The 26313-nt window shown below is 55.8% G+C and carries 21 protein-coding genes and 1 pseudogene; 7 read left to right on the top strand and 15 right to left on the bottom strand.

Annotated elements, in window-relative coordinates; all coding sequences use genetic code 11:
- Nucleotides 1-25: 25 nt before the first annotated feature.
- A complete protein-coding gene (locus AABB29_RS16545) occupies nt 26-2272 on the top strand; it encodes a Hint domain-containing protein (protein WP_341365869.1) in 2247 nt (748 codons plus the stop codon).
- Here AABB29_RS16545 and AABB29_RS16540 read toward each other — a convergent pair.
- The 5 genes and pseudogenes from AABB29_RS16540 to hemB form a co-directional block, all read right to left on the bottom strand.
- Nucleotides 2255-2851 (bottom strand): nucleotidyltransferase family protein, encoded by a 597-nt coding sequence (locus tag AABB29_RS16540; protein ID WP_341365870.1) that lies wholly within the window; start codon nt 2849-2851, stop codon nt 2255-2257. The two genes, AABB29_RS16545 and AABB29_RS16540, sit on opposite strands and share 18 nt — an antisense overlap.
- Nucleotides 2848-5256 (bottom strand): FAD-dependent oxidoreductase, encoded by a 2409-nt coding sequence (locus AABB29_RS16535; RefSeq protein ID WP_373636635.1) that lies wholly within the window; start codon nt 5254-5256, stop codon nt 2848-2850. Before AABB29_RS16535 ends, AABB29_RS16540 begins: the two co-directional genes overlap by 4 nt.
- A 101-nt stretch (nt 5257-5357) precedes the next feature.
- Nucleotides 5358-5916: pseudogene (locus AABB29_RS16530) on the bottom strand (YSC84-related protein).
- A 126-nt stretch (nt 5917-6042) separates the two neighbouring features.
- Nucleotides 6043-7404 carry a PAS domain-containing methyl-accepting chemotaxis protein gene (locus AABB29_RS16525; protein ID WP_341365872.1) on the bottom strand — a complete coding sequence of 454 codons (1362 nt, stop codon included), beginning with the start codon at nt 7402-7404 and terminating at the stop codon, nt 6043-6045.
- Between the two features lie 79 nt (nt 7405-7483).
- Nucleotides 7484-8482, bottom strand: a complete 999-nt coding sequence (gene hemB, locus AABB29_RS16520) for a porphobilinogen synthase (protein WP_341365873.1) — start codon at nt 8480-8482, stop codon at nt 7484-7486.
- Nucleotides 8483-8606: 124 nt separating this feature from the next.
- Here hemB and AABB29_RS16515 point away from each other — a divergent pair, with 124 nt between their 5' ends.
- Together AABB29_RS16515 and mfd are read left to right on the top strand one after the other, a co-directional pair.
- Complete coding sequence (locus tag AABB29_RS16515; RefSeq protein WP_341365874.1) at nt 8607-9131, top strand: component of SufBCD complex; 525 nt, start codon at nt 8607-8609, stop codon at nt 9129-9131.
- A gap of 39 nt (nt 9132-9170) precedes the next feature.
- Nucleotides 9171-12617, top strand: a complete 3447-nt coding sequence (gene mfd, locus AABB29_RS16510) for a transcription-repair coupling factor (protein ID WP_373636634.1) — start codon at nt 9171-9173, stop codon at nt 12615-12617.
- Here the strand turns inward: mfd and AABB29_RS16505 are convergent.
- From AABB29_RS16505 to AABB29_RS16495, 3 genes are all read right to left on the bottom strand, one after another.
- Nucleotides 12614-13654, bottom strand: coding sequence for a Hint domain-containing protein (locus AABB29_RS16505; protein ID WP_341365875.1), 1041 nt, complete (start codon nt 13652-13654; stop codon nt 12614-12616). The genes mfd and AABB29_RS16505 overlap by 4 nt on opposite strands.
- Nucleotides 13655-13757: 103 nt before the next feature.
- Nucleotides 13758-14954, bottom strand: a complete 1197-nt coding sequence (locus AABB29_RS16500) for a multidrug effflux MFS transporter (RefSeq protein ID WP_341365876.1) — start codon at nt 14952-14954, stop codon at nt 13758-13760.
- 111 nt (nt 14955-15065) lie between these two features.
- Nucleotides 15066-15710, bottom strand: coding sequence for a DsbA family oxidoreductase (locus AABB29_RS16495; RefSeq protein WP_341365877.1), 645 nt, complete (start codon nt 15708-15710; stop codon nt 15066-15068).
- A 126-nt stretch (nt 15711-15836) separates the two neighbouring features.
- Here AABB29_RS16495 and AABB29_RS16490 point away from each other — a divergent pair, with 126 nt between their 5' ends.
- A complete protein-coding gene (locus AABB29_RS16490) occupies nt 15837-16460 on the top strand; it encodes an XRE family transcriptional regulator (RefSeq protein WP_341365878.1) in 624 nt (207 codons plus the stop codon).
- Here AABB29_RS16490 and AABB29_RS16485 read toward each other — a convergent pair.
- Together AABB29_RS16485 and AABB29_RS16480 are read right to left on the bottom strand one after the other, a co-directional pair.
- Nucleotides 16457-17107 carry an aquaporin gene (locus tag AABB29_RS16485; protein WP_373636633.1) on the bottom strand — a complete coding sequence of 217 codons (651 nt, stop codon included), beginning with the start codon at nt 17105-17107 and terminating at the stop codon, nt 16457-16459. The two genes, AABB29_RS16490 and AABB29_RS16485, sit on opposite strands and share 4 nt — an antisense overlap.
- Before the next feature lie 134 nt (nt 17108-17241).
- Nucleotides 17242-19056, bottom strand: coding sequence for an extracellular solute-binding protein (locus AABB29_RS16480; protein ID WP_373636632.1), 1815 nt, complete (start codon nt 19054-19056; stop codon nt 17242-17244).
- 271 nt (nt 19057-19327) lie between these two features.
- On the opposite strand from AABB29_RS16480, the gene AABB29_RS16475 reads away from it, so the two are divergent.
- Both AABB29_RS16475 and AABB29_RS16470 read left to right on the top strand, forming a co-directional pair.
- Nucleotides 19328-20182 (top strand): 3-hydroxybutyrate dehydrogenase, encoded by an 855-nt coding sequence (locus AABB29_RS16475; RefSeq protein ID WP_373636631.1) that lies wholly within the window; start codon nt 19328-19330, stop codon nt 20180-20182.
- The gene (locus AABB29_RS16470; protein ID WP_341369065.1) at nt 20097-21128 is read left to right on the top strand and encodes a patatin-like phospholipase family protein; all 1032 of its coding nucleotides are present in this window, start codon (nt 20097-20099) and stop codon (nt 21126-21128) included. Before AABB29_RS16475 ends, AABB29_RS16470 begins: the two co-directional genes overlap by 86 nt.
- Here the strand turns inward: AABB29_RS16470 and AABB29_RS16465 are convergent.
- The 5 genes from AABB29_RS16465 to AABB29_RS16445 all read right to left on the bottom strand — a co-directional run bounded on the left by AABB29_RS16465 (nt 21121) and on the right by AABB29_RS16445 (nt 24844).
- Nucleotides 21121-21855, bottom strand: a complete 735-nt coding sequence (locus AABB29_RS16465) for a DUF502 domain-containing protein (RefSeq protein ID WP_341365879.1) — start codon at nt 21853-21855, stop codon at nt 21121-21123. The two genes, AABB29_RS16470 and AABB29_RS16465, sit on opposite strands and share 8 nt — an antisense overlap.
- A gap of 80 nt (nt 21856-21935) precedes the next feature.
- Entirely contained in the window at nt 21936-22841 is a 906-nt protein-coding gene (locus AABB29_RS16460; protein ID WP_341365880.1) for a pseudouridine-5'-phosphate glycosidase, read from the bottom strand.
- Nucleotides 22838-23731: a PfkB family carbohydrate kinase gene (locus tag AABB29_RS16455; RefSeq protein ID WP_341369066.1), complete on the bottom strand. Its 894-nt coding sequence runs from the start codon at nt 23729-23731 to the stop codon at nt 22838-22840. Before AABB29_RS16455 ends, AABB29_RS16460 begins: the two co-directional genes overlap by 4 nt.
- Before the next feature lie 84 nt (nt 23732-23815).
- Nucleotides 23816-24028, bottom strand: a complete 213-nt coding sequence (locus AABB29_RS16450) for a hypothetical protein (protein WP_341365881.1) — start codon at nt 24026-24028, stop codon at nt 23816-23818.
- Nucleotides 24029-24034: 6 nt separating this feature from the next.
- On the bottom strand, nt 24035-24844 hold the full coding sequence (locus AABB29_RS16445; RefSeq protein ID WP_341365882.1) for a DUF4198 domain-containing protein: 810 nt from the start codon (nt 24842-24844) through the stop codon (nt 24035-24037).
- On the opposite strand from AABB29_RS16445, the gene AABB29_RS16440 reads away from it, so the two are divergent.
- On the top strand, nt 24837-26189 hold the full coding sequence (locus tag AABB29_RS16440) for a HupE/UreJ family protein (RefSeq protein WP_341365883.1): 1353 nt from the start codon (nt 24837-24839) through the stop codon (nt 26187-26189). The two genes, AABB29_RS16445 and AABB29_RS16440, sit on opposite strands and share 8 nt — an antisense overlap.
- Nucleotides 26190-26313 lie beyond the last annotated feature (124 nt).

Genomic DNA, 26313 nt, shown 5'->3' with positions numbered 1-26313 from the left:
ATCTGAACATCAAGGTCATGTTGCCATGACCACATTCACGCTTGATTGGTCGTCGACGAATATCGACGGCTCAAACACCGTGTCGGACGGGGGCGAGTCGCTTGATGTGACGGTCGCCACCCCGACAACAACGGAAGGGGAAAACTGGTTTCTTGCCTCTTTCCCTGATGGAACAATTGCGCTGGCCGCGCAGACTGTTGACGACCCAACCCCAGTGACGCTGTCATTTGATGACCCGGTCGAGAATGTCTCGTTCGAGTTATTTGATGTGGATGCCCGCCTGTCTGGTGCCGCAACGGGGTGGGATGACAAGATCACCATCATTGCATTGAATGCCGATGGTGAAGAGGTGCCCGTCACATTTACCGATTTGGCCGACCATCACAGCGTAAACGGCAACGTACTTGATACGGATGACAACGCGTCGACCGGTATTGAAACATCGGGCGCCGAAGACACTGTGACGGTGACTATCGCTGGCCCGATTGTTTCGCTGGAGATCATTTATGACAATGATGACGGCCCGGAAAGCTCGGGCGCGGTGGGCATAAGTGATGTTACCTTCAGCCCCGTTGACCCTGACGGTTATGTTGAGGGCACATCCGGCAACGATCTGATCAACACTGCCTATGATGACGATCCCGACGGCGACCAAATCGAAAATAGCGACGCGATCCTGCCAGGCGAGGCAGCTAATGACGATATCGTCATCGCGGGCGGTGGTGACGATACCGTTCGCCCATCTTCGGGTGATGACACGGTTTTTGGCGGCGCAGGCGAGGATGATATCCGCGCTGGTGGTGGCGCCGACACGATATACGGCGACAATCCTAGTTTTGATGGTGTTCTAGACCTCAGCGGTCTGTCCGCCGGGGATCTTGTCGAAAACCAGTTCATTGAAGACGGGGTGCGTGTTTCAAGTATTGATCCCGATCATCCGGTCATGGTGTTTGACTCTGCCAATCCAACCGGCGGTGACGGTGATCTTTCGGTGCCTAGCGTCGGCAATGTGCTGATCCTAACGGAGGATGGTGATGCTTCTGACCCCGATGATGATGCTGATGGTGGCACATTTGTGTTTGAGTTTGCTGGCCCGACCACCGTCAATAGTGTCGACCTGATCGCGCAATCGACCGGCGAAATTCGTCTTTATGACGAGGAAGGCAATCTGGTTGCCGAGATTGATATCCCCGCTGGTGCCGATAACACGCTGATCACGCAGGCCATCAATATCCCGGGCGTGACCCGGATGGAGCTTGAGCTAGATGGCGGCGGCGCCGTCACCAATCTCGATTACACCGCCACAAATGATGATGACGGCAATGATGACTATCTGCGTGGCAATGGCGGTGATGATACGATCTTTGGTCAGGCCGGGAATGATGAGATCTTTGGCGATGCCGGCGATGATACAATTGATGGCGGATCGGGCGCTGATATCATCGATGGTGGGTCTGGTGCAGATACGATTTACGGCGGCACCGGCTCTGATGTGATCATCGGCGGCACTGCGGGTGATGTTGTTGTCGGTGGCGAAGATGCTGATGGCAATGATATCGACGTGCTGGACCTGAGCGGTGCCGATGTTGATTTCATCACCTATACGTCTGGTGATCCTGAGGCGGGTGTTGTGACCTTCGCCGATGGCTCAACCATGACATTCTCTGAAATCGAACGTGTCATTCCCTGTTTTACCCCTGGAACCCGTATTGCAACGCCAAAAGGCGAGCGGTTGGTCGAGAACCTGCAGATCGGTGACCGCGTTCTCACCCGCGACAATGGCATTCGGCATATCACTTGGGTCGGCACGAAGGTGCTGCAAGCGCCTGATCTGGAGCTTTCACCGAAACTGCGCCCTGTATTGATCCGGGCTGGGGCTTTGGGCAATGGCCTGCCTGAGCGGGATATGATGGTGTCCCCCAATCACAGGATGCTGATCGTTTCTGAGTTGGCACAGCTTTACTTTGGCGAAACCGAAGTGCTGGTCGCGGCCAAGCACATGACCAAGATGGATGGGGTTGAAACGGCTGATGTTCGGCAATCAACCTATGTCCATTTCATGTGCGATAATCACGAAGTCGTCCTGTCGAATGGGGCCTGGACTGAGAGTTTTCAGCCTGGGGATTATTCGCTAAAGGGTGTCGATGCCGATCAGCGCGAAGAACTGTTCAAGCTATTTCCAGAGCTGGCAACAAAGGAAGGCCTGCGCAACTACAGGGCGGCCCGTAAATCCTTGAAAAGGAACGAAAGTAAGCTAGTTCTGCCGGATTGATTGACGCCAGGTGGCCCATTCTTCGGGCGTGTCCAGGTCCAACCGGGCCCGGTCGCCTTGCAGGGGCACCAAATGGGTTTGTGATTTGAGCGGGCGTACAATTGCCTCGCCGCCGGTGTCACCGGTGAGCCTGGCAAAGTCAGTTCGCAACGTGCCGTCAAAGATGATCGGGTGCCCCGGCTTCCCATCTGCTGTGGCCCCGCGCCAGATCAGATGCTCAGGATATGCATCGCGCGCTGCTAAAACCTGCCGCAGATCATCCGTTTCGAGCGCCACAAGATCTGCCAGAAACATCATGAAAGCAGGCGCGAGCGGCAATTGTGCAACCGCCCCGCGCATGGTCCCGGACATGCCTTCTGCGGCTTGTGGAACATTCAAGCGCGTTACCTTCAGATCGGCGATGCTGTCTGACCTCGGGTGATCTGCATCGGGTAGCGCGACAAAAACCGGATGCCCGACCGCCAAAGCACGCTTGGCCTGAAGGCGTAGCAACGGCATGCCGTGGACAGTTTCCAACAACTTATCACCACCCCGCATCCGGCTGGATGATCCGGCGGCCAAGATCAAAATAGGGATCATCCGCGCATCGCCATGCCGTCTGGATCAAATAGCGGCGTTGTGATCCTGCGGGCTGTCCGGCGCTGGCCCATAATCTCAATCTCGGCGGTCAGGTCATCGCGTGCCAGCGCACGCGGGATCAGTGCAAAGGCCATGGATGTCTTTGTGTGATGCGCATAGCCGCCAGATGTGCAAAAGCCTTGGACCTTACCGTCGATAAAGACAGGCTCATAGGCGACAACATCGGCATCGTCGGCGTCGACCTGAAAGGCCACAAGCGTGCGGGCAGGGGGGCTGGCACGCTCGGCCTCGGCTGCGTCCCGTCCGATGAAATTTGCGGCTTTATCAAAGTGGATAAACCGGTCCATGCCGGTTTCGGCGGCTGTGTAATCGGGCGAAAACTCGCGCAGCCAAGCCCCAAAGAAGCGATCAAGCCGCAGCGACATCATTGCGCGCATACCAAAGGGTGTGATCCCCAATGACTGTCCGGCATTCCAAAGCGTGCCCCATAATTGCCGCTGATCGGTTGGATCGCAGTAAATTTCGTAGCCCAGATCGCCTGTATAACTGACGCGCTGCACGATGCAGTCTACCTGCCCGATGGTCAACGTAGTGACATCCAGAAAGCGGATATTCTGGATGTTAGCCCGTGTGCAGGCCCCTAAAAGATCGCGCGCCTTTGGCCCGGCGATCTGAAATCCGGTCCGCTTGTCCGAGATGTTTTCAACCGTGCAATCGGGCCCCGCATTTTGCACAAACCATCTTTCATGGATCGCCTGGGCGCCGTAGCTGGCGATCAGTTGGAATGAGGTCTCGGACAGGCAAGATACCGTGAAATCGCCCCAAAGCCGCCCCTTGGGCGAGAGCATTGGCGTCAGTGACATGCGCCCGGCCTGAGGGATACGCCCAGCCATGATCCGGTCAAGCCAGGCGCGCGCACCGGTGCCGGTCACGCTAAATTTGCCGAAATTCTGTAGCTCATTGATGCCGACATTGGCCCGAACGGCCTGCACCTCGCGTTGGATTGCATTCCAGGCGTCGGAGCGCCGGAAGGTTGGCGTTTCATATGTCGGATCGCCCGCTTTGGCGAAGTAATTGGCCACTTCCATCCCAAATTGATGGCCCCAGACGGCACCAAGATCACTGAAGATATCATACATCATCGTTGTCCGGTGCGGGCGGGCGGCGGGCAGTTCCTCATTCGGGTAGCTGACTGAAAACCGGTTTTGATAGTTCTCAACCACTTTGGGCCGCGTGTATCCGGGGGTGATCCACTTGCCGTAGCGGGCCACATCAAGTGCGCTCACATCGCGTTCGCATTCCCCATGCACCATCCATTGTGCCAGCATCAGCCCAACGCCGCCGCCCTGGCTAAACCCGGCCATCACACCACAGGCTGACCAGTAATTCTGGTGTCCGGGCACCGGGCCGACCAGGGGGTTACCATCAGGCGCAAACGTGAACGGGCCATGGATCACCGATTTGATGCCCGCCCGTTCAAGAACCGGAAAGCGCCCATAGGCGAAAGCAATCGACGCGCTGATTTTGTCGTAATCATCGGGGAGCAATTCATGCCCGAAATCCCACGGCGTGCCATCAACGGCCCAAGGACGGCAGGGTTTTTCGTAGAAACCGATGCAGAGCCCGCGCCCTTCCTGGCGTAGATAGCTTTCGCCCCCCGGATCGATCACATGTGGATGCTCGCTGCTGCGTTCGTAGATTTCCGGGATATCGTCCGTGACCAGATATTGATGCTCCATCGGGTGGAGCGGCGCGTATATGCCTGCCATGGCCGCTACTTCGCGTGCCCATAACCCGCCCGCATTCACCACGTGTTCGGCGTGGATCGTGCCTTGGTCGGTGACAACATCCCAAGTCCCATCTGGGCGCGGGTTTGTTTCGACCACTTTGCAATGGGTCTGAATGCTGGCCCCGCCCACCCGCGCGGCCTTGGCATAGGCATGGGTTGTTCCGGAAGGATCAAGATGCCCATCGAGCGGGTCATAGAGCCCACCCACGATCCCATCGAGATTGGTGATCGGGGCCAGCTTGCCGATTTCCTCAGGTCCGAGGATTTCCGTCTCAAGCCCCATGTATCGATGCTTGGCGCGCTCTGCCACCAGCATATCAAACCGATCCTGATTGTCGGCCAGCGTCACACCGCCAGAATGATGCAGGCCGCAAGACATGCCTGTGATCTCTTCCAGCTCTTTATATAGATTGATGGTATAGCCCTGCAGCGCGGCCATGTTGGTATCGCCGTTAAGCGTATGAAAACCGCCTGCTGCGTGCCAGGTTGAACCTGATGTCAGTTCTGATCGTTCGAGCAACAACACATCAGACCAGCCCAGCTTCGTCAGATGATAAAGAACGGAGGCGCCGACAACGCCGCCACCGATCACTGCAACGCGGGTTGTTGTTTGCATGGGCGCCCTCCGGTTTGATATTACCAGAATGAACAGGCGATGCCGTTATTCCCTGCCACATCGCGACATTTCATGTCGCAAACACACGCATTTTGGCGTGATTAGGGGATAATCCGGGTGTATTTCGTCCCTTCAAGGGTTGCGCCCAGTCTTAGCCCGGTTTGCCCAAACACCACCGCAATAACCGGCGACAGTGACGTGGTCAGAATCTGCCCGCAGCATTTCGCTGTTATTGCTGACTGCATATTCGACATCCGCGCCCGCTGCCCAGCCGGGTGACTGACGGAACTCAAGCAGCGCCTCGGGTGTCATGAAAAACAGCACATGGCTGAATTGTTGTGCGCCAATCTGCAAACCGGCACTGCCGGATGCGGCTGAGTAGTAATCTACCGTGGATTGGCCAACCTTCAGGGCACCGCGCCCATATGAGCCGCCAAGACCCAGACCAACCTCGGTCACAAGTGGCATAACAAGCACGCCTGCGGCGCGGCTTGCTAAATCCTGGGTGCCGGGAAAATCCGCATACATGGCATTCAGTGTGCTATCGACACGCGCATCGATGGTTGCCGCGCCAGAGCCGCCAATCCCGTTGCTACATGCCGCCAGTGTCGTGCTCGCCAACGCCCCAAGCGCAAAGTTGCGCCGTGAAAAACTATTCATTTTATACCGCCTATCTTGCCTCTACTGGGGACGTTTTTCATCCCTTATGCAGACACTATAATCGGTCGCGCGGGCGCTGTCACGTACCAGCTGATCGAAGTGGCATTGAGATCGATGACACCAGCTCTAACGTACGGCGCGTATATAAGTTGGGATGTTTGCATTAGATGTACCGGCGCCCTGACCAGACCCAGAGGTTTGAAAGCGGGTAATTTCGTCGGTCATCCGGCGTATGTTCGACATCAGCTGTCGGTTGGTTGCTGCCATTTCCTGAACCATACTGGCGTTCTGCTGTGTGACATTGTCGAGTTGACCGATCCGCATATTGATTTCACTTAAAGTGTTCGATTGTTCAGCGGAGCTACTTGCTGTGTTGCTGGTCTTTTCTGTGATCTCGTTTACGCTTTTGCTGATTTGTTGAAGTTCAGCACCGGTGCTGTTGACCAGCTTAACACCTTGAGACACGTGCTCCGAACTGCGCTCGATCAACCCTTTGATCTCGCCCGCCGCCTCCTGCGATCGGTGGGCCAACGCCCGCACTTCGGACGCGACAACGGCAAAGCCGCGGCCGGCCTCACCTGCGCGCGCGGCCTCAACACCGGCGTTCAGCGCGAGCAGATTTGTTTGAAATGCGATGTCTTCGATGGCGGAAATGATTTTGGACATTTCTTCTGAGGAATGTTTGATCTGATCCATGGCCGAGATCGACTGCCCAACCACTGCATCACTGTTTGCTGCAATGCCCGCAGCATTTGTTGCCAGCGTTTCGGCTTCCTGAAGCGTCCGCGCCGAGGATTGCGCCGCTGTTGTGATTTCTTCAAGTGCGGCAACAGTTTGTTCCAATGTCGCGGCTTGGCTGTTTGTCCGCTCTGACAAATTGTCAGAAGACACGTTTGCCTGTTCGATAACGCCGGTGACCTCGGCTGATATGTCCCGGACGGCTACGATCATTTGTGCCAGCTGCGAAAAAGTGTCGTTGAGCGTTTCAGCAAGCGTATCAAGGTCATCAATGCCAGCTTTGGGGACTCGGCAGGTCAAATTGCCGTCTTTTACCTGGGCCAATGTTTGCGAAATTGCCCCGAGGCTTTCCCGTCGTTTGGTGATATCTGTGGCGATTTTGGTGACCTGCGCAACTTTTCGATCGGGGCCGAAAACAGGCGCATATGTTGCTTGCAACCACACGGATTTGCCGTCCTTTGTAAATCGTTCGACCTGGGCGGTGTGTGATTGTCCATCTCTGAGTTTTTGCCAGAAATCGGCATATTCCTCCGATTGTATCAGATGCGGTGCAACAAAAATCGAATGGTGTTTTCCTGTGATTTCGTCAAGCTTGTAGCCAACGGCGTTGAGAAAATTCCGATTTGCTCCGGTGATCGTTCCGTCAGGCTTAAAATGGATCACAGCCTGTGTCCGTTCGATCATATCGACGATCGCCTGGTTTTTGGCGTCAGTGCGTCGGTCCTCAGTAGACTGGGTTCGAAAGAGCATGCGTTCCTCATCAGCAAACAGGCTTGAGAACGGCTAAGCCGAATTTCTTACAATTTGATTTATTTTCGTAAACGCATTTTCAAGTGTTCAGAAGACGTGCAACAGTGGTCGCAAAATAGGTCAGGATTCCATCACAGCCAGCACGTTTAAACCCAAGAAGGCTTTCCATCATCACTTTTTCACCATCAAGCCACCCATTTTGTGCTGCAGCCTGCAGCATCGCGTATTCCCCGCTGACTTGATAGGCGTAGGTTGGTACACCAAAGCTGTCTTTGACCCGCCGGCAGATATCCAAGTAAGGCATGCCCGGTTTGACCATGACCATGTCGGCGCCCTCTTGCAGGTCCCGTTCAACCAGTCGTAATGCTTCGTCGGCATTGCCAGGGTCCATTTGATAGGTTTTTTTGTCGCCTGTCAGCGCAGCTGAAGCCCCAACCGCATCTCGAAAAGGACCATAAAAGGACGACGCATATTTTGCCGCATAGCTGAGTATTGTGACATCTTGATGCCCTTCAGATTCAAGCGCGCTACGGATCGCGCCGATCCGGCCATCCATCATATCAGAAGGCCCGAGAATATCCGCCCCAGCCGCCGCTTGTGCCAGCCCCATTTTGACCAGAGCCTCGACCGTCCGATCATTGACGATCTTACCGTTTTCGACAAAGCCGTCATGTCCATTGATGTTGTAAGGATCAAGCGCGATATCCGTCATTACGGCGATTTCTGGGGCTGCGTCTTTGATTGCCCGGATCGCTTGGTTGGTCAGGTTATCGGGATCCCACGCCATGGCGCAGTCCTCGGTCCGTGCTTCGAGGCCCGTGTAAGGAAAGATGCAGATGGCCGGGATGCCCAAATTCTGCGCCTCAAGGGCTGCTTTCGCGATCCGGTCCACAGTACGCCGAACGACACCGGGCATCGAGGCCACCGGCGTTTCGTCATCTTTTCCATCCATCACAAAGATCGGCCAGATCAGATCATCGACAGTCAATGTGTTTTGGCGGGCCAATGCCCGGAGCGCCGCAGATTGGCGCATCCGCCGCGGTCTGGCTGCAGGAAAAGAGGCGATGGTCGGTTTCATGAAAGCTGCCTTTGATGTCCTCAGTGTTGGTCGCATGGATTTTACGTATTCACAAGGCTGGGCAAGTTGACCAAGCGGCGCTAGTTTCCGATGGACGAACCTCCACAAAGCGCGAGACACACCATTGCCCTGGCGAGATATCTTCTTTTATGCCCTTGATACAGCGACGTTTTCCAGCATTTGGTACTGGCTTGCCTTGGTTGTCACTTGGGCGGCCGCTTCGCATTGGGTTCTTGGCGTGCCCTACGATATTTTGCTGTTTAGTCGCCGCTATGGTGCGCAGGCCGCAGAAGATCTTGAAAAAATGGTTGAGATTAATACCCGCCGCATTGTGACCATGATGGATTGGTTTGGCATGTGGGTGGTCGCAGCCGTGGCTTTTACCCTCAGCGCGCTTGCCTTGATAGGGTTCCTTTATCGTTTGGAATTTGCACAGGGTATATTCATGCTGTCATTCCCCTTGATATTCGTTGGCATGATCAATCTGTCCGCCGCAAGGAAGCTTCAGGCGCAAATGCTAACGGGTAAGGCTCTGTGGCGCCGTTTGTTTTTTCTGCGGGTATGGATCCAGGGCATCGCTGCGATATCGATTTTCGTCACGGCCTCTTACGGGATGTATTTCAATATCTCAGCACCCGTCGGGTATTGATCGGTTGACACCGGGGTAGAGCAGGGTAGGTCACCGCGCATGTCGCAGCCACAACATATCACCGTCTCCGGTGCCCCCGAGGGGTTTGACGCCCAGCTGATCCTGCGTGAGCTGGATAAGGGCCAGCCTGTTGTCCATGTCGCGCGCGATGATAAGCGGTTGGTGGCGATGCAGGCGGCGTTGCAGTTCTTTGCCCCCGATATGCCGGTCTTCGTCTTTCCGGCCTGGGATTGTCTGCCGTATGACCGTGTCTCGCCGAATGCTGATGTTTCGGCTGCGCGTATGGCGACGCTGGCGGCGTTGGTGCATGGGATGCCGGAGCGCTTTGTGCTGCTGACCTCGTTGTCTGCTGCGACCCAGCGGGTGCCTGCCCGTACGTTGCTGCGCGAGGCTGCATTCAAGGCCACAGTCGGTCACCGAATGGATGAAGGTGCGCTGCGTAACTTCCTGGTGCGTATGGGGTTTACCCAAAGCCCGACCGTGATGGAGCCGGGCGATTATGCTGTGCGGGGCGGGATCATTGATATATATCCGCCCGGGCAATCCGGCCCGGTCCGGCTGGATTTGTTCGGCGATGTTCTGGATGGTGCCCGCCGCTTTGACCCGGCGACGCAGCGGACCACAGAAAAACTGACCGAGGTCGAGCTGGCGCCGGTATCCGAAGTTATTCTTGATGAGGCCGCCATCACCCGGTTCCGGCAGAATTACCGGATCGAATTTGGCGCGGCGGGCACCGATGATCCGCTTTATGAGGCGGTCAGCGCGGGCCGCAAACATGCCGGGATTGAGCATTGGCTAGGGTTCTTTCAAGAGGACCTTGAGACCCTATTTGACTATCTGCCCCGCGCCACGATCACGCTGGATGATCAGATCGGCCCATCGCGTATTGCCCGTTGGGAGAGTATCACCGATCAATATGAAACGCGCATGCATGCGCTGTCGCAAAAGGGCCGGATGGACAGTGTCTATAAGCCTGCACCGCCTGGCCTGCTGTACCTGGATGATGGAGCTTGGGATCGCGCCGTCGCAGGCCACCGTGTGCTGCAGTTTTCACCGCTCAGACAGGCGACCGGGCCGGGGGTGACGGATGCGGGGGGGCGGATCGGGCGCGACTTTGCGCCTGAGCGCCAGCAGGAACAGATCAGTCTTTTCAGTAGCTTGGCAGCGCATGTGAAGTCAAAGCTGGATCAGGGGCCGGTCGTCATCGCCTCATACTCCGAGGGTGCGCGCGAGCGGCTTGAGGGGCTTATCGAGGATGAAGGTGTCGCCGAGGCGATCAGCGTCACTGACTTCACCCGCGTCGGCAAGCGGGGCTTGCATCTGGCCGTCTGGCCGCTGGATCACGGGTTTGAGGCGCCGGGCCTGACGGTCATTTCCGAACAAGACGTGCTGGGTGATCGTTTGATCCGGCAGACCAAACGCAAACGCAGGGCCGAGAATTTCCTGAGCGAAGCCAATAGCTTGGCCCCCGGCGATATGGTGGTTCATGTGGACCATGGCGTAGGTCGTTTTAAAGGAATGGAGGTTGTCACCGCCGCCGGAGCGGCCCATGAATGCCTGCTGCTGGAATATGCCGAAGAGGCCAAGCTTTACCTGCCGGTCGAGAATATTGAGCTGCTGTCCAAGTATGGCCACGATACCGGCCTTTTGGACAAGCTGGGCGGCGGTGCCTGGCAGGCCAAGAAGGCAAAACTGAAAGAGCGTATTCGCCAGATTGCCGAACGCCTGATCCGGGTCGCGGCAGAGCGCGAATTGCGCACCGCCCCTGCGCTCGATCCGCCAGATGGGCTTTGGGATCAGTTCCTGGCCCGTTTTCCTTATGCCGAAACTGATGATCAGCTGGCCGCCATCGATGATGTGCTCGGCGATCTTGAGGCGGGTAAGCCGATGGACCGTCTGATCTGCGGCGATGTGGGCTTTGGCAAGACCGAGGTGGCGATCCGCGCCGCTTTTGTGGCGGCCTTGTCCGGCGTGCAGGTGGCGATCATCGCACCCACAACCTTGCTGGCCCGCCAGCATTATCAGAACTTTGCCGAACGGTTCCGGGGGTTCCCGGTGAATGTCGCGCCTTTGTCGCGGTTTGTTAGCGCAGGCGATGCGGCCAAAACGCGCGATGGGTTGTCGCGCGGCACCGTTGATATCGTTGTCGGCACACATGCGCTGCTGGCCAAGGGCGTCCGGTTCAAGAACCTTGGCCTGCTTGTCATTGATGAAGAACAGAAATTTGGTGTTCAGCACAAAGAACGCCTGAAACAGCTGCGCACCGATGTTCATGTGCTGACCCTGACGGCAACGCCGATCCCGCGGACGTTGCAGCTGTCTCTTTCGGGCGTACGCGATCTGTCGATCATCGGCACCCCGCCCATCGACCGCCTGGCGATCCGCACTTACGTCAGCGAGTTTGACACCGTCACCATCCGCGAGGCGCTGCTGCGCGAACATTATCGCGGCGGCCAATCTTTCCTTGTGGTGCCGCGCATCAGCGATATGGCCGAGATGGAGGAATTCCTGAAGGATCAAGTGCCTGAGGTGACCTATATCACCGCCACCGGCCAGATGGCGGCAGGCGAGCTGGATGATCGCATGAATGCGTTCTATGACGGCAAATATGATGTGCTGCTGGCCACAACGATTGTGGAATCGGGTCTTGATATCCCTACGGCCAACACGATGATCGTGTGGCGTTCGGACATGTTCGGCCTTAGCCAGCTCTATCAGATCAGAGGGCGGGTGGGCCGATCCAAAACCCGGGCCTATGCCTATCTGACGACGAAACCGCGTCAAAAGCTGACTGATACCGCGCAAAAGCGCCTGCGCGTCCTTGGGTCTATTGATACGCTGGGGGCCGGGTTCACGCTGGCCAGCCAGGATCTGGATATCCGAGGGGCAGGGAACCTTTTGGGCGAGGAACAGTCTGGTCAGATGCGCGAGGTGGGCTATGAGCTCTATCAGCAAATGCTGGAAGAGCAGATCAGCGCCATCAAGTCGGGCAAGGCTGAGGGCATCGTGGATGACGGCCAATGGGCACCACAGATCAATCTGGGCGTGCCGGTGCTGATCCCTGAGGATTACGTTCCCGATCTGGATGTACGCTTGGGGCTTTATCGACGCCTGTCGGAGCTGACGACCAAGGTCGAGCTAGAGGGCTTCGCCGCCGAACTGATCGACCGCTTTGGCAAATTGCCGCGTGAGGTGAATACCCTGATGCTGGTCGTGCGGATTAAGGCCATGTGCAAACGCGCGGGTATTGCCAAACTGGATGCCGGGCCGAAAGGGGCCACGATCATGTTCCATAACGACAAATTCGCCTCGCCCGCAGGGTTGGTCGAATTTATCGAGGCCCAGCGCGGCTTGGCGAAGGTCAAGGACAACAAGATCGTCGTGCGGCGTGATTGGGCGAAGGAACGCGATAAAATCCAAGGCGCGTTTAATATTGCACGCGATTTGGCGCAGAAATTGGCAGATCAGAAAAAGGCAAAGGGCTAGCCGAGTATTCGTGCCTCATACCCGCGCAGGATCGGGCGGGCAGGGGCGCCATATAGCCCAAGATCATCGGCAAGCTCAGGGAAAAGCGCGAATATCTCTTCTTGTGTTTCTGCGCCCATAGCGTCCAACCCGCTATCACCAGGAAGGAAGCTTTCGCTTGCGACACCGTTGGAAAAGACGATTTCATGCTGGTCGAACATCATGTGGACATAGATCACCTCTGCCCGAGGGGCCCGCGTGATGCCCATGTGATTGGCGAGCGAATTGACGGGTACAAGAACCTCGGACGCGCCGAAGAAAAGCTCGGCCCGCCAGTTTTTGAGCAATACACGATGTGCGGGTGACAGATAGGTATCGGCGCAGGCCCGAAATTGGCCTGCTGTTATCTTGTAAGGCGCGAAACGTCCCATGCCTGAAACGGTTTGAGACTTGATCCACCGGATAGGCTTAAAGCCGTTATCCATTGTTAGAACCAAATCGCCGACGGATAGGTCCTCAATCGGGATGGCGCCTTTAGAGGTTGTGATTGGTGTTCCGGCAACAAAACAAGCGATGCCCGGGCTTGTTTCAGCGAATATGGGCGTGTCGGGGTTGGGTTGGTTGAACTGGATTGAAAACCCAAAATCACCCGCGAGGTTGGTCGAAGTTACCCCAGCGGCCGCACCATTATTAGCTGTGATTGCAGTGGTCCCGCCTCCAACGTCATAAAAATCGATGACGACGTTACTTGTGCCGCTGACATCGGTAAGTGCGACAGCTTCGTTATTGCTGTTGCCGCCGTTGGGGTCAGTCAAGACAAAGCCATATGTTGCGCCATTGATCACATAAATAGTCTCACCCGTGCCGGGGTTGACCGTGCTGGTAATTCCTGGATCAGTCAGCGGTAGCTCAACAAATACATTGCCGTTTTGGTTGTAGGTCGACACCACAAAATCGGCGGGATCCTCGCCCGGGGATAGCGCGACCTCAAAGAACTCGCCCACGCCTGTATTGCTTGCGTGGTCGTTGGAATAGTGGATTTCGCTGATACGTGCCATGCCCGTCCTTCCAAACCTTGCCGGGCAGGATATGCGATAGGCCTATTTTTCTCAACGGTGACAACTATGCATTGTTTCCCCGCAGAGCTCGCCCGCGAATGCCTTAGGTTTCGCCAGGGCGTTTGATCCGTGTTGTCAGCCAAAGCGCGAGGCTAGCGCCGATCAGGTTGCCAAGTGCCATAGGCAATGGCGTGCCATCAAAGAGCAGGGCAACAGGCGCCGCGATGATGACCGCGCCCATCGTCGAAACGGCTGCAATGATGGACGCGGCCATGCCGGCGATATGCCCCATTTCCTCCATGGCAAGCGCATTGAGATTGCCGATCGTCAGCCCGGCCTGAAAGAAGTTTGTCGTCATCCAAAAGACATAAGTGCCGAAAGCCAGCCAATAAGGGGCGCCAACAAGTGTCACCAATATCATCAGCATGGTAACGACGATTTGGGCCATAAACATGCCCCTGATGATGGCCCGCATCCCCAGCCGCATGACAATCCGGGCGTTCAGGACGCTGGATGATGCAGCAACGATTGCAATGCCACCGAACCAAAGGTGGAAGACCTCGCCCTGTCCGAAAGTCACGTCAAAGACCTGCTGGGTTGAAGATAGTACGGTGAACAACATGCCAAAGGTCAGCGTTTGTATGATGATTGAGAGCCGTGCCGTGCGGTGGCGGAACATCTCGCCCACTGCATTCCCAAGCGCTTTAAGGCTCAGTGGTCGTCTTTTTTCAGGGGTCAGTGTTTCGGGTTGCCGCAGGACAAGCCAGATTACGGTTGTTGCCGAGAAGAGAATGAAGGTTACAAAAATCGCGCGCCAGCCAAAGGCTGCGATGACATAATGGCCCATCGTTGGCGCCAATGCGGGTACTAAAGAGAAGACGATCATCACAAAGGACATGATCCGGGCCATGTTCGGCCCTGAATAAAGATCGCGCACCAGCGCCAATGCCACAACCCGCGGTCCAGCCGCCCCAAGCCCCTGTAACACGCGGGCAGCAAGCATCACCTCAAGCGATTGCGCTTGCCACGCCAACCCGCAGGCCACCACATAAAGCGCCGCGCCCCCGACCATAACAGGTTTGCGCCCAAACGCGTCCGACAGCGGGCCGGTAAATAAGGTTCCAACCCCCATGCCCATCACAAAACTGGTGATGATCAGCTGCGCGTTATTCAGATTATCGGGCGAAAGCTCTGCGCCGATCTGAGGCAGGGCGGGCAGCATCGCATCGATAGAAAAGGCCACAGTTGCAGCAAGCATTGCCATCAAGGCAATAAATTCGGTCTGAGAAAGACGTTTCATAAAGGGCAGGTCCAAAGCGCAAAGGGAAAGGTCAGGCGTTCAGGCCCTTCCCCTAGGGTGCGCAGGACAGCCCATGCCAATCTGTCACGTGCCAAGGCGGAATGAAGTGTCTCATTCTGCCGCTTCAAGCTGGCTCATGATGTCTTTGATCACTTGTACCCACATTTCGGGCGGCTGGGCGCCGGGCACAGCATGTTGGTTGGCCACGATGAAAGTTGGGACAGAATTGACGCCCATTTCGCGGCTATGTTTATCACGCGCCTGGATATCTGCGGTGTCTGAGTCCGATGCCAATAGTTTACGCACCATGGCCGCGTCCATTTCAGCTGTGTCGGCGATATCGGCCAGCACCTCGTGATCGCCAATGTCGCGCCCATCTACGAAATAGGCTTTGAACAGCAAATTAACGACCAAAGACTGTCGTTGTTCAATCCCAGCCCAATGGATCAACCGGTGCGCATCAACCGTGTTGGGCGTGACCTTCATGGCATCGAAGTTAATCGTTGCCCCGGTCTTTTCAGCATGTTCGACAACGGGCGCATAGGCGCGCACGGCACCTTCTTTGCCGCCAAATTTGCCTTCGAGATAGGCTTTGCGATCCATGCCGCCCGCCGGCATGTCTGGGTTCAACTGAAACGGATGCCATTCAATGGTGAAGGGATGATCGGGATATTCGGCCAGCGCCTTGTCCAGATTGGTTTTCCCAATATAGCACCAGGGGCAGATCGGGTCTGAAATGATATCAAGTTTGACCATGACGGCCTCCTGTTGGCTATGCTGTATGCTGAAGCCCATCTGTATCACGTCTACGGGCGGGCGAAAGGGCGATTTGCCAAAGTGGCGCCGGTTGCAAGACTGTAGCGCCCGCCGTAAAGAGAGGCCATGTCTGATATAGATCCCAAAAGCCTGATCCGGGTCGCGCATGAAAATGGCGAAAGTACAGTGGCCCAGCCGTTGGATCTTGGTGCCCGTGTGCGCGAATTGCGCAAAGCGCGCGACTGGACGCTTGAGCAGGCCGCAAATCAAGCCGGTCTGGCCCGCTCAACCCTGTCCAAGATCGAAAACGGGCAGATGTCGCCAACTTATGACGCGCTTAAAAAGCTGGCAGTCGGTTTGGAAATATCTGTGCCGCAACTGTTTACACCTCCCTCGAAGGGGCAGGTGAATGGCCGCATGGCTGTCACGATGGCCGATGATGCGACGCAAAAGATCACGACGACCTACGAACATGCGCTGCTTGCAGAGGCGCTAACCACGAAAAAGATGTTGCCCTATCGCACCCGCGTACGTGCCCGCAATATGGAAGATTTTGATGGGTGGGTTCGCCATGACGGCGAAGAGTTTCTTTACGTGCTAACGGGCCAAATTCGACTGTTCACCGAATTCTATGAGGCTGTTGATCTCAAACGCGGGGATTGCGCCTACTACGATGCAGCGATGGGCCATAATGTCGTGTCGATCAGTGCTGAAGACGCCACGATCCTTTGGGTGACGTCACTGGTCTAATCCTTGCCAAAAAGCATTGGAAGCAGCACCGCCGCCAGCCCGACGCCGATAATTTGCATTACGATGAACATGGGGATATGGGCCGGGTTGATCCCGGCGAAGGTGTCGCTAAAGCCCCGTGAAATGGTCACCGCCGGATTGGCAAAGCTTGTTGAGGACGTGAACCAATAGGCCCCGGTGATGTAAAGCGCGACAAGCGTCGGAACTGCATCTGGCTTTTGCCGGATCCCGCCGAAGATCACGAAAAGCAATCCGAATGTTGCGAGTATTTCCGAAAACCACTGCGCAATCCCGGTTCTGTCCGTGGTTGAGGCCTGTAAGATATCAAGATCGAACATCATGTGGGCGGCCCAAACCCCGAGGATGCCCCCGATGATCTGCAAGATCACATAAGCCAGCGCGTCTTTGCCCGAAATCTCACGCCGTAGCAGGAAGGCGAGCGTGACTGCCGGGTTGAAATGCGCCCCCGATATGGGGCCGAGCGTCGTGATGATGACGTAAAGGATACATCCGGTTGCGATCGCATTCGCCAAAAGCGCGATGGCGATGTTTCCCCCTGATAGGGACGCCCCCATGATCCCCGATCCAACGACACCGATCAGCAAAAAAGCGGTGCCCAATCCTTCGGCCAGGAGTTTCTGTTTCATGATAGCACCTGCATGCCGGTCCAAGCTGCGGTGTTTGCGCCTAAATTATGGGGGGTCGTCATATGGGCCTTCTTTCGTGTTGGCCCCGCCTAGGCTGGTTTCGTAACAAAACCATGACAGCGGGGCCAATAGGCTTATTCTTCGTACCACCAGACATCGGGCTGCCAACCGGGCCAGTCACCCCAAACCGGGATGTATTCGGGGTGGTGAAGTTCCTTGGCATGGGCGATCCGGCTGACGTTCCATTGATAGAACGGGATCACGTAACGTCCCGCAGTCAGAATCCGATCAAGCCCCTGAACGGCTGCGACAAAGTCATCCTGACTGGGCGAAGTGAGCATTCGGTCGATCATTGCGTCCGCTGCGGGTGATTTGATGCCCATCAGATTCCGCCCGCCCGGCGTGTCTGCGTTTTCCATGCCATAGTAGAAGTAAAGCTCATTACCTGGCGAAAGTGACACACCGCGCCGATAATAGGTCATGTCAAAATTATAAGCATCGGTCCGCTCTTTGTACTGAGCAGCATCGGCGACACCGATTTCCATCGCGATCCCCATGCTTTCCAGCGTTTCGGCAAAGATATCGGCCATTGCAAGGTTTTCAGAGCTGCCTTGTTCCAGCAGCAGCTCAAAGGCAAAGGGGGTGCCTTCGGCATTTTGCATAACACCATCTTCGATCGTCCAACCTGCGGCTTCCATCTGGTCGATAGCAACGCGCATATCGGCCCGATTGCGCTGGCTTTCATCACCAGCAGGTAGCGCGTAACCTTCCAAGGTTCCGGGCAGTAGTTCATCCTCAAATGGCGCAAGGATTTCAGCCACCTTACCGGTTGCTGTGCCTTCTTGCATTCCAAGTGGGGAATTACCCCAATAAGATGCGATACGCGGCTGCGCGCGGCCTGTGACGGTTTCGTTGATGACTTGGAAGTTAAATGCATGCAGCATCGCATCGCGGACCCGCCAATCCGCAAAAAGCGGATCGCGAGTGTTCATCACAAAGCCTGTCATTCCGGTCGGGCGTCCATGAGGAAGCACGGATTTGACCACGTCGCCGGACTGGACAGCCGGAAATTCATAGCGCGTTTCCCAGCGGGCAATGTTGAATTCACGGGTGAAATTCACTTCGCCTGCCGTAAATGCCTCAAAAGCTGGGGTTTCATCGCCGAAAAACTCAAGCCGGATCTCATCAAAATTATATGTGCCGCGGCGGAACGGCACGTCAGCACCCCAATAATCAGGATTGCGCGTCAGCGAGATATAGCGGCCGGGTTCGAAATCCGAGATGACCATTGGCCCCGATGTAATAGGGACCACGTCGGTTCCACTTTCGGTGAAATCCAGGTTCTCCCATTGTGCCTTTTGCAAGATCGGGCGCAAACCGGCCAGAAGCGCCAGTTCTTGATCTTCTACATTGAAGGTGAAGCGTACAGTGCCGGGTCGCACTTCTTCCAGGCTTTCGACCTTTTCCCAAAAACCGCGATAGCGGCCATGGCCCTCGGTGCCCAAAATCTCAAACGACCAGATCACATCTTCGGTGGTTACCGGGCTACCGTCACTGAATTTTGCAGCAGGGTTGATCGTGAATTCGACCCATTCGCGGTTCGGCCCCGTTTCAACCGATTCGGCTAAAACGCCGTAAAGTGAGAAGGGTTCGTCCAACGAGCGGCCCATCAGGCTCTCGCCAATCAAAAAGCGAAGCTGCCACGGCACCCGGCCTTTGGTGATATATGGGTTCAGGCTGTCATAGCTGCCGACCTCGGCCGTGACGACCCGTCCGCCCTTGGGCGCATCGGGATTAGCATAGGGGAGGGACACAAAATCCGGTGGCAGGGCAGGGTCCCCATACATAGCTATGCCATGCTGCGGCTCGGCAAATAAGGCCGCCCCGATCCCGTTTATGGCAAACGCCAGTGCCATCGGCCTCGCGATCTTGTGAAAAGAGATGGTCATTTTTTCGTGCCCCCTGCTGATTGTTTGTTCATTTGAACCTGATGGTAATCAGGGTTTTCAACCTTTTCAAACTTTTAGCTTGGACGCGCGCGACGGATTGCTTATAAAAGGGTCACTGCTCGATAGGTTTCTTGCCTGTATGAAACCTGCCTCAATAACTTCACGCCCGCCTTGTGCGGGCGTTTTTTTATGGGCGATTTGACGCACAGCGTGGCATTTGCAGTTGCAGCATATAGACTGAGTCGCAACGCAAAAGAATCGGAGGGCGATTATGCATCTTACAGGAAAAACCGCTGTGATTACCGGATCAAACTCCGGCATTGGGCTGGGTGTCGCGCGGGAACTAGCCAAGGCGGGCGCAAATGTGGTGCTGAATTCCTACACCGATACCCCCGAGGACCACGCATTGGCTGCTGAAATTGCGGATGTGACCGGCGTCGATGCCAAATACGTGCAGGCAGATATGTCGAAATCAGATGATTGCCGCAGGCTGATCGTTGCCGCAGGTGGTTGCGATATTTTGGTGAATAACGCGGGTATTCAACATGTTGCCCCTGTTGAAGAATTTCCCGCAGCCAAATGGGATGCCATCATCGCAATCAATCTGTCCTCGGCCTTTCATACGGCAGCGGCGGCGGTGACCGGCATGCGCGAACGCGGATGGGGCCGGATCATCAATATCGCATCGGCCCATGGTTTGACGGCATCACCCTACAAGTCGGCTTATGTCGCCGCGAAACATGGGATTGTTGGCCTGACCAAAACGCTTGGCCTAGAGACAGCCCAAGAGCCGATCACATGTAATGCGATCTGCCCAGGCTATGTGCTGACACCGCTGGTCGAGTCGCAAATCCCTGATACGATGAAAGAATATGACATGTCCCGCGAGGATGTGATCAAAAACGTCATGCTTGAGCGTCAGCCATCCAAAGAATTTGCCACGGTCGAGCAATTAGGCGGCACTGCGGTTTATCTTTGCTCGGATGCGGCGGCCCAAGTGACCGGCACCACCATCAGTGTTGACGGGGGTGGACCGCGCTTTGATCAATATCAATCTGGCTTTGCAAGGCGGCGGCGCCCACGGTGCGTTTACGTGGGGCGTTTTGTGCCGCTTATTGCAGGATGATGATATCAACTTTGCAGCCATTTCGGGGACCTCCGCTGGGGCCATGAACGCAGCGGCCTTAAAATCGGGGTGGGTGGCCAATGGTCGTGCCGGGGCGATTGAAAACCTTGATTGGCTTTGGACACAAATTGGCGCCATCACTGACCCGATGTTTACGCCATGGATGGGTGCGCTGACCCCAACGGCCGAAATTTGGGCCAAGGCCCTGGAATATTCGCCGCTTTACTCTGCCTTTGATCTGACCACTCGCCTGATGTCGCCCTATGTGTATGGGCCCACGATGCGCAATCCGCTGGAACGTATTGTGAATGAATTCAAATATGATGCGGTCTGCGCAAGCGAAGGGCCCGATCTGCATATCTGCGCAACCAATGTCCGTTCCGGCAAAATCCGGGTCTTCACCGAAGATGAGATCATGCCCGAGGTGATCATGGCTTCGGCCTGTTTACCAAGCCTGTTTCAGGCGGTCGAATTCGCGGACCCGAAAACGGGACAGGTTGAGGCATTTTGGGATGGTGGCTATACCGGTAACCCGGCGCTTTATCCTTTGTTTGCCAGCAACTTACCGGATGATGTTCTGATCGTGAACATCAACCCGCTCTATCGCGAAGCCTTGCCGACGGACAGTCAGTCAATCCAGAACCGCATTAATGAGATCAGCTTTAACAGCTCATTGCTACGCGAACTGCGCGCCATTGCATTTGTCAAACGCCTCATTGCTGATGATACGATCCAACAGGGTAAGATGAAGGATGTGCTTGTTCATATGATCGCGGATGATGATCTAATGAATACGTTGAATGTTGCCACTAAATCTATACCTACACCGGTTATCCTGGCGCGGCTGAAAGAAGCAGGGCAGGCCGCAGCGGACCGATTTTTGCACGATCACAAGGATGATCTGGGCAAACAAAGTACTGTCGATTTGGCCGAGATGTTCAGTTAGGCGAAGTCTGTGTATCAGTGCCGTTCGGTTCTGCCCCGTTCGGGTAAACAAGCCCTGCCGAAATCACCAATTTGGCTGCATCCTCAACCGACATATCCAGCACTTTCACATCGCTTGCTGGGAGGAAGAGCAGGAAACCTGAGGTCGGGTTGGGGGTTGTTGGCAGAAATACCGTCACGATCGTTTCGCCATCGTTGAGTTTTGCGTCAATCTCGGCCTTGGCATTGGTTGATATAAAGGCGATGGCCCAGGCGCCGCGTCTTGGATATTCGACAAGACAGGCCTTGTCGAAAGAGGTATCGCGCTGCGAAAACACCGTTTCCGCAATTTGCTTGGCCGCGTTATAGACCGACCGCACAATCGGCATCCGATCGACAAACCGCTCGCCCATGCCCAAAAATGACTTGCCGATCAGCCCTTTACCGACCCAACCGACGAGGACGGTGAACACTAAGAAGATCACCACGCCCACGCCACGGACGTTCACGGTGATTTCATTGCCTGGCTCCCGGTTCAAGATCCGGTTTAACAGTGCCGTTGGTTGGTAGGCGTCAGGCACAAAGGGCCAGACCCAGCTATCGACCCATCCAACCACCGTCCAGATCAGCCAAAGCGTCAGCCCAATCGGTGCGACAATGATCAACCCTGCCAGAAAATTGCTGCGCAGCCGCGCGATAATGCCGGGCTTGCCGCGCCGCTTGCTGTCTTCATGCTGTGGATCAATCATCAAATTCGTCCGAAATGTCGCTGCGTATCATCTATGTACTGCCCCCCTTAGCGGCAAGGCGCAGTGCAGATATGGGCACACTATTTCATCATAGCGATGGCTATTTGTGCAGCAAGCCGCGCGTTATTGCGTACCAGGGCAATATTCGCGGTCAGGGACCGGCCTTCTGTTAGCTCAAAAATGCGCCCCAGCAGGAATGGCGTCACGTCTTTGCTGCTGATTCCCCGCGCGTCAGCCTCACTCAAAGCCTGCGCAATAATTGGCGCGAGCGTCTCCGCCGGAATTTCATCTTGTTGCGGGATCGGGTTTGTGACCAATTGCCCACCCCGAAGCCCCATCGCCGTCCGTGTCTTTTGGGCCGTTGCGATCTCATCTGCGCTGTCCATGCGCAGCGGCGCGGCCATATCAGTTTGGGCGGACCAAAAGGCAGGCAAGACATCTTGCCCATAAGCAATCACCGGAACGCCAAGTGTTTCGAGAACTTCGAAGGTTTTTGGCAGGTCAAGAATCGCTTTTGCCCCCGCTGCCACGACGATGACGGGCGTTTGTGCCAGCTCTTGAAGGTCGGCAGAGATATCAAAGCTTAGCTCCGCGCCCCTATGCACGCCGCCGATCCCGCCAGTCGCAAACACGTCAATGCCAGCCAGATGCGCGGCAATCATGGTCGCTGCGACGGTCGTGGATCCGGTGCCACCTTGCGCAATGCAGGCTGCAAAATCAGCGCGCGACAGCTTGGATACATTCTGTGCCTGGCCCAAGGCGTCCAGCGCAATGTCCTCAAGCCCGACATGCAATTGACCGTCAAGCACAGCAATGGTCGCCGGTGTCGCGCCAGCAGCACGAATGTCATTTTCTACCAGTCGCGCTGTGTCAACATTCTGCGGGAATGGCATCCCATGGGTGATGATCGTGCTTTCCAAAGCCACGATTGCGGTCCCGTTCTTACGGGCTTCGGCAACTTCGGTGCTATACGCGATAGGGATCATAAAGGTGTTTCTCCGGATACATAAGTTGCGGCGGCTTGTAATGCGCGGTGAAGGGCCGCGCTTCGATCCATACCTTGTGCTTCGGACGCGATATGCCCTGCCATGAACGTGTCGCCCGCGCCGGTCACCCGTGTCACCATAACGGATGGCGGGGTTTGCGTGATAATGTCACCGGCGGTGCCTTCGGAGGCCGCGTTTCCGCCATCGGTGACAAGCACGCGATGCGCCCCGCGCGCGATCAACCCGGCGGCGCCAGCGGCCGAGCTGTCAAACCGGGTCTGGCAAAGCAGTCCAGCCTCTTCAATATTTACATAAAATGTTGCAGATGGATGATCGATCAGAGCAAGAAGACGTTCAGCCTTGCCCGGCGAGGCAGGCGCAACCCGAAGGTCAGCCGCCCGAAACAGCGGTGATTTGGCGATATCTTGTAACAGCTCAACCGTGAGGTTCCCGTCCAATGCAATCGGCCCGTCAAAAGGTTGTTTAGCTGTGCCCAGCGCCCCATCTTCAAGCGCGCGCAGGATTTTTGCGCCAGCAGCTTCAAGCGAATGCGCGTCTGCAATGGCCGCAATCAGCCCGTTGGCACCTTCGATTGCCATATAAACATCCGTCGGCAAATCCTCGGATCGGTAAATGTGATCACAGATCATTCCCATCCGTTCAGCTTCAGCGATCAGCTCATTGCCCTCAGCATCCTGGCCCACAGCTGTCAGCAGGGCAGGGGACATTCCAAAGCGGCGCAGCGTCATGGCGATATTCATCGCCACCCCACCAGGCAGGCGCGTAATGCGCCCGGGTACGTCCGAGCCGACCCGCATGTGACTGGCCGTGCGTCCAATGACGTCCCAAAGGACCGAGCCGATACAAAGAATGTCTGCCGTGTCTTTCATAGTCGCGTTTTGGCGTAGGGGCAGGCGAAGGGCAATCTGATAATGCACCCTTTCGTGGAATTTCACATGTGCTTGTCTTCTGCTTTAGCGCGCCTCTGCATGGCGCCGGGCAATCCACCCTAGAAATGCCGTATCAGCGCCGCCAACTTCGACGCAGAGGGCACCATGCATCAAGACGCCTAAGCCATGTTCACGGTCCCATTTGCACGTAAAGCCAACCCCCAAATAGGGTTGTTCGTCCTTGACTAAATCATGAACCGTCAATTGGGTCGGCTGGACCATCTGTGGCGCAGTCATAAGTCGTCAGTTCCCTCGGTCGGGCACAGCAAATGTCAGGTTCGCCCAAAGCGATTGCCACACTGCGCCGGTTTCGCTGGCAAGCTCAGCACTGGGTTCCCGCAAGACAACCGCGTCGACCATATATTCATGGCCCGGCTCAACAGGGAATGTGGCGATACCTTCAGCATTGGTGCGATACAATGCGATGGTCACGCTGTAATCGGGTGCTTTGCTGAAGACTTCGACTTGTGTGTCGGCCCGCAATTGGTTTCGATAATGGACCTGTACGGAAAAACCGTCCGACAGATCGTCCGTGTATGGGTTGTTTAGCGCGACAATTTCAGTCTCAAGCCCGACTCTGCGGTCTGCGCCAGCGCTGTGGCCTACACCAATCAGTGTTTTGACGTAACGACCATAGACCTCTTCAAAATCAGCTTCGGGCAGTCCACGGGCCTGATGCAAGCTAAGAACATCGCCAAAATCCTTGTGATCGACGAAAGTCTGAAATTTCTCCCATGTTTCGTAGCCAACCGTTTCATTGCGTGATTGATAAGCTGCGATATGCAACCCCTCATTAAGTGGGGCTTGGTTCAGGGCAGGTGTGTCCCCGGGACGTCCTTGAACGCGAGCGGCCTCTTCGCCAGAAAATAGCACGAAATTCACGAACCGGCCGGGGAAATATGCAATGCGGGTGCCTGCAAATTCCTGCCCATTGACAAGATGCGCCTCAAGCGTACGGTCCGGCGCGATCTGATAGGCAATTGGTTCAATCCAGAACTCATGTGCCGCCGCAGGGGCGGTGATCAGGCCGAGAATGAGGGCGAGAATGCGCATATCCGTTTCCTTTTTTGCTGAGCTAAAGGTGGCCGTCCACCGCCTGTTGTCAAGCACGATCCTGCTCTGTTCGGTTATGCTGTCTGGGGCGCAAGCGCATGAGGTCTTTCCAACGATTGGTGATATGCGCGTGGTCGATGATCGCGTTGTTTTTGATATCTCTGGGAATATCGAAAGCTTTGTCGCCGGAATAGATCTGGCCCAAACTGCGCACACAGATCAGGCGGTTGAGGCCCCGATTTATGATCAATTACGCGCGTTAGAGCCGCAAGCGCTTGAAGAGGCGTTTACCGATTTCTGGCCCGAAATGGCTGCTGGTATTACCGTGGTTGCCGATGGTGTGCCGCTAACCCCCATTTTGGAAAGCGTGACAGTTGATCCGGTGGGTGACGTGGAACTTGTTCGCAACTCGGTCTTTCAGTTTAGCGCTGCCCTGCCCGAGGGGGCCAACAGCGTTCAAATCGGTTGGGATTCGACATTTGGGATGCTTGTTTTGCGTCAACAAGACGTACCGACACCCTTTGACGGCACGCTTGTGGGCGGTGGCTTGTCGGCGCCGATCAGTCTAACTGGCGGCGGTCCCGGCACAGGTATGGCAGCATTCATTGCCTATATTACCGTTGGCTTTGATCAAGTTATTCCGCTCGGGCTTGAGCATATCCTGTTCGTGCTAGGCCTCTTCTTTCTAACAACGCAGCCCCGGGCGCTTCTGATGCAGATCGCGTTTTTTGGGTCTGGAACTGCAGTGACGGTTGTACTGGCAGCTTCGGGGTTTCTGGCGCTTTCTGAAAGCTTGGTTGAAGCTGTTATGACGGCATCTGTCATTATCATCGCAATCCAAGCGATCTGGGGCCGAGGCGCCAGTGCTTTGCAATCCGCGCTTGTCGTCGCATTCGGGCTGATGCATGGGCTGGCTCTCGGGGCTGATCTTGCGCAAATTGGCGTGCCAGACGGCCAATTTATCGCAGCTGTGATTGGCTTTCTCCTTGGAACGCAAATTGCGGCGCTTACAATTCTTTCAGCAAGCTTTCTGTTTCTGTGGCTGGCCCTACGCATCCATGCGGGCGCTGATGTGCCAATGCGTGGCACCATCGTTTATGGGGTCACTCTCGGACTGGGACTGTTGATGGCGGTCCTACAACGCAGTTCAGAACCAACTGATCTTTTGGTGCCGGTGTCTTTTCTGAACAATGGGGCGCTGCTTCTTGCTCTTGCGATTGCCTTCGCTTCTGTCTGCAGCATTGTGTCGATTCAAATGCGCAATCAGGTGCGGGCATACAGCCGCTTTATCGTGATCCCCTGTTCCAGCCTTATCGCCGTTACAGCGGCCTATTGGGCGCTGTAACAGGGCCTTTTGTAAAATACTTTATCATTTTGCCCAAAATACTCCCGCCGGAGGCGTCTGAACGCTTGCAACAAACAAAAACGCTGGGTATAGCGCGCTCACTTAATCCCGCAGGCGGGGGCGG

The sequence above is a fragment of the Yoonia sp. BS5-3 genome, assembly GCF_038069655.2.
Lineage (GTDB): Bacteria > Pseudomonadota > Alphaproteobacteria > Rhodobacterales > Rhodobacteraceae > Yoonia > Yoonia phaeophyticola.
The sequence above is the reverse complement of the archived record's forward strand: the minus strand, read 5'-3'. Positions and strand labels throughout refer to the sequence as shown.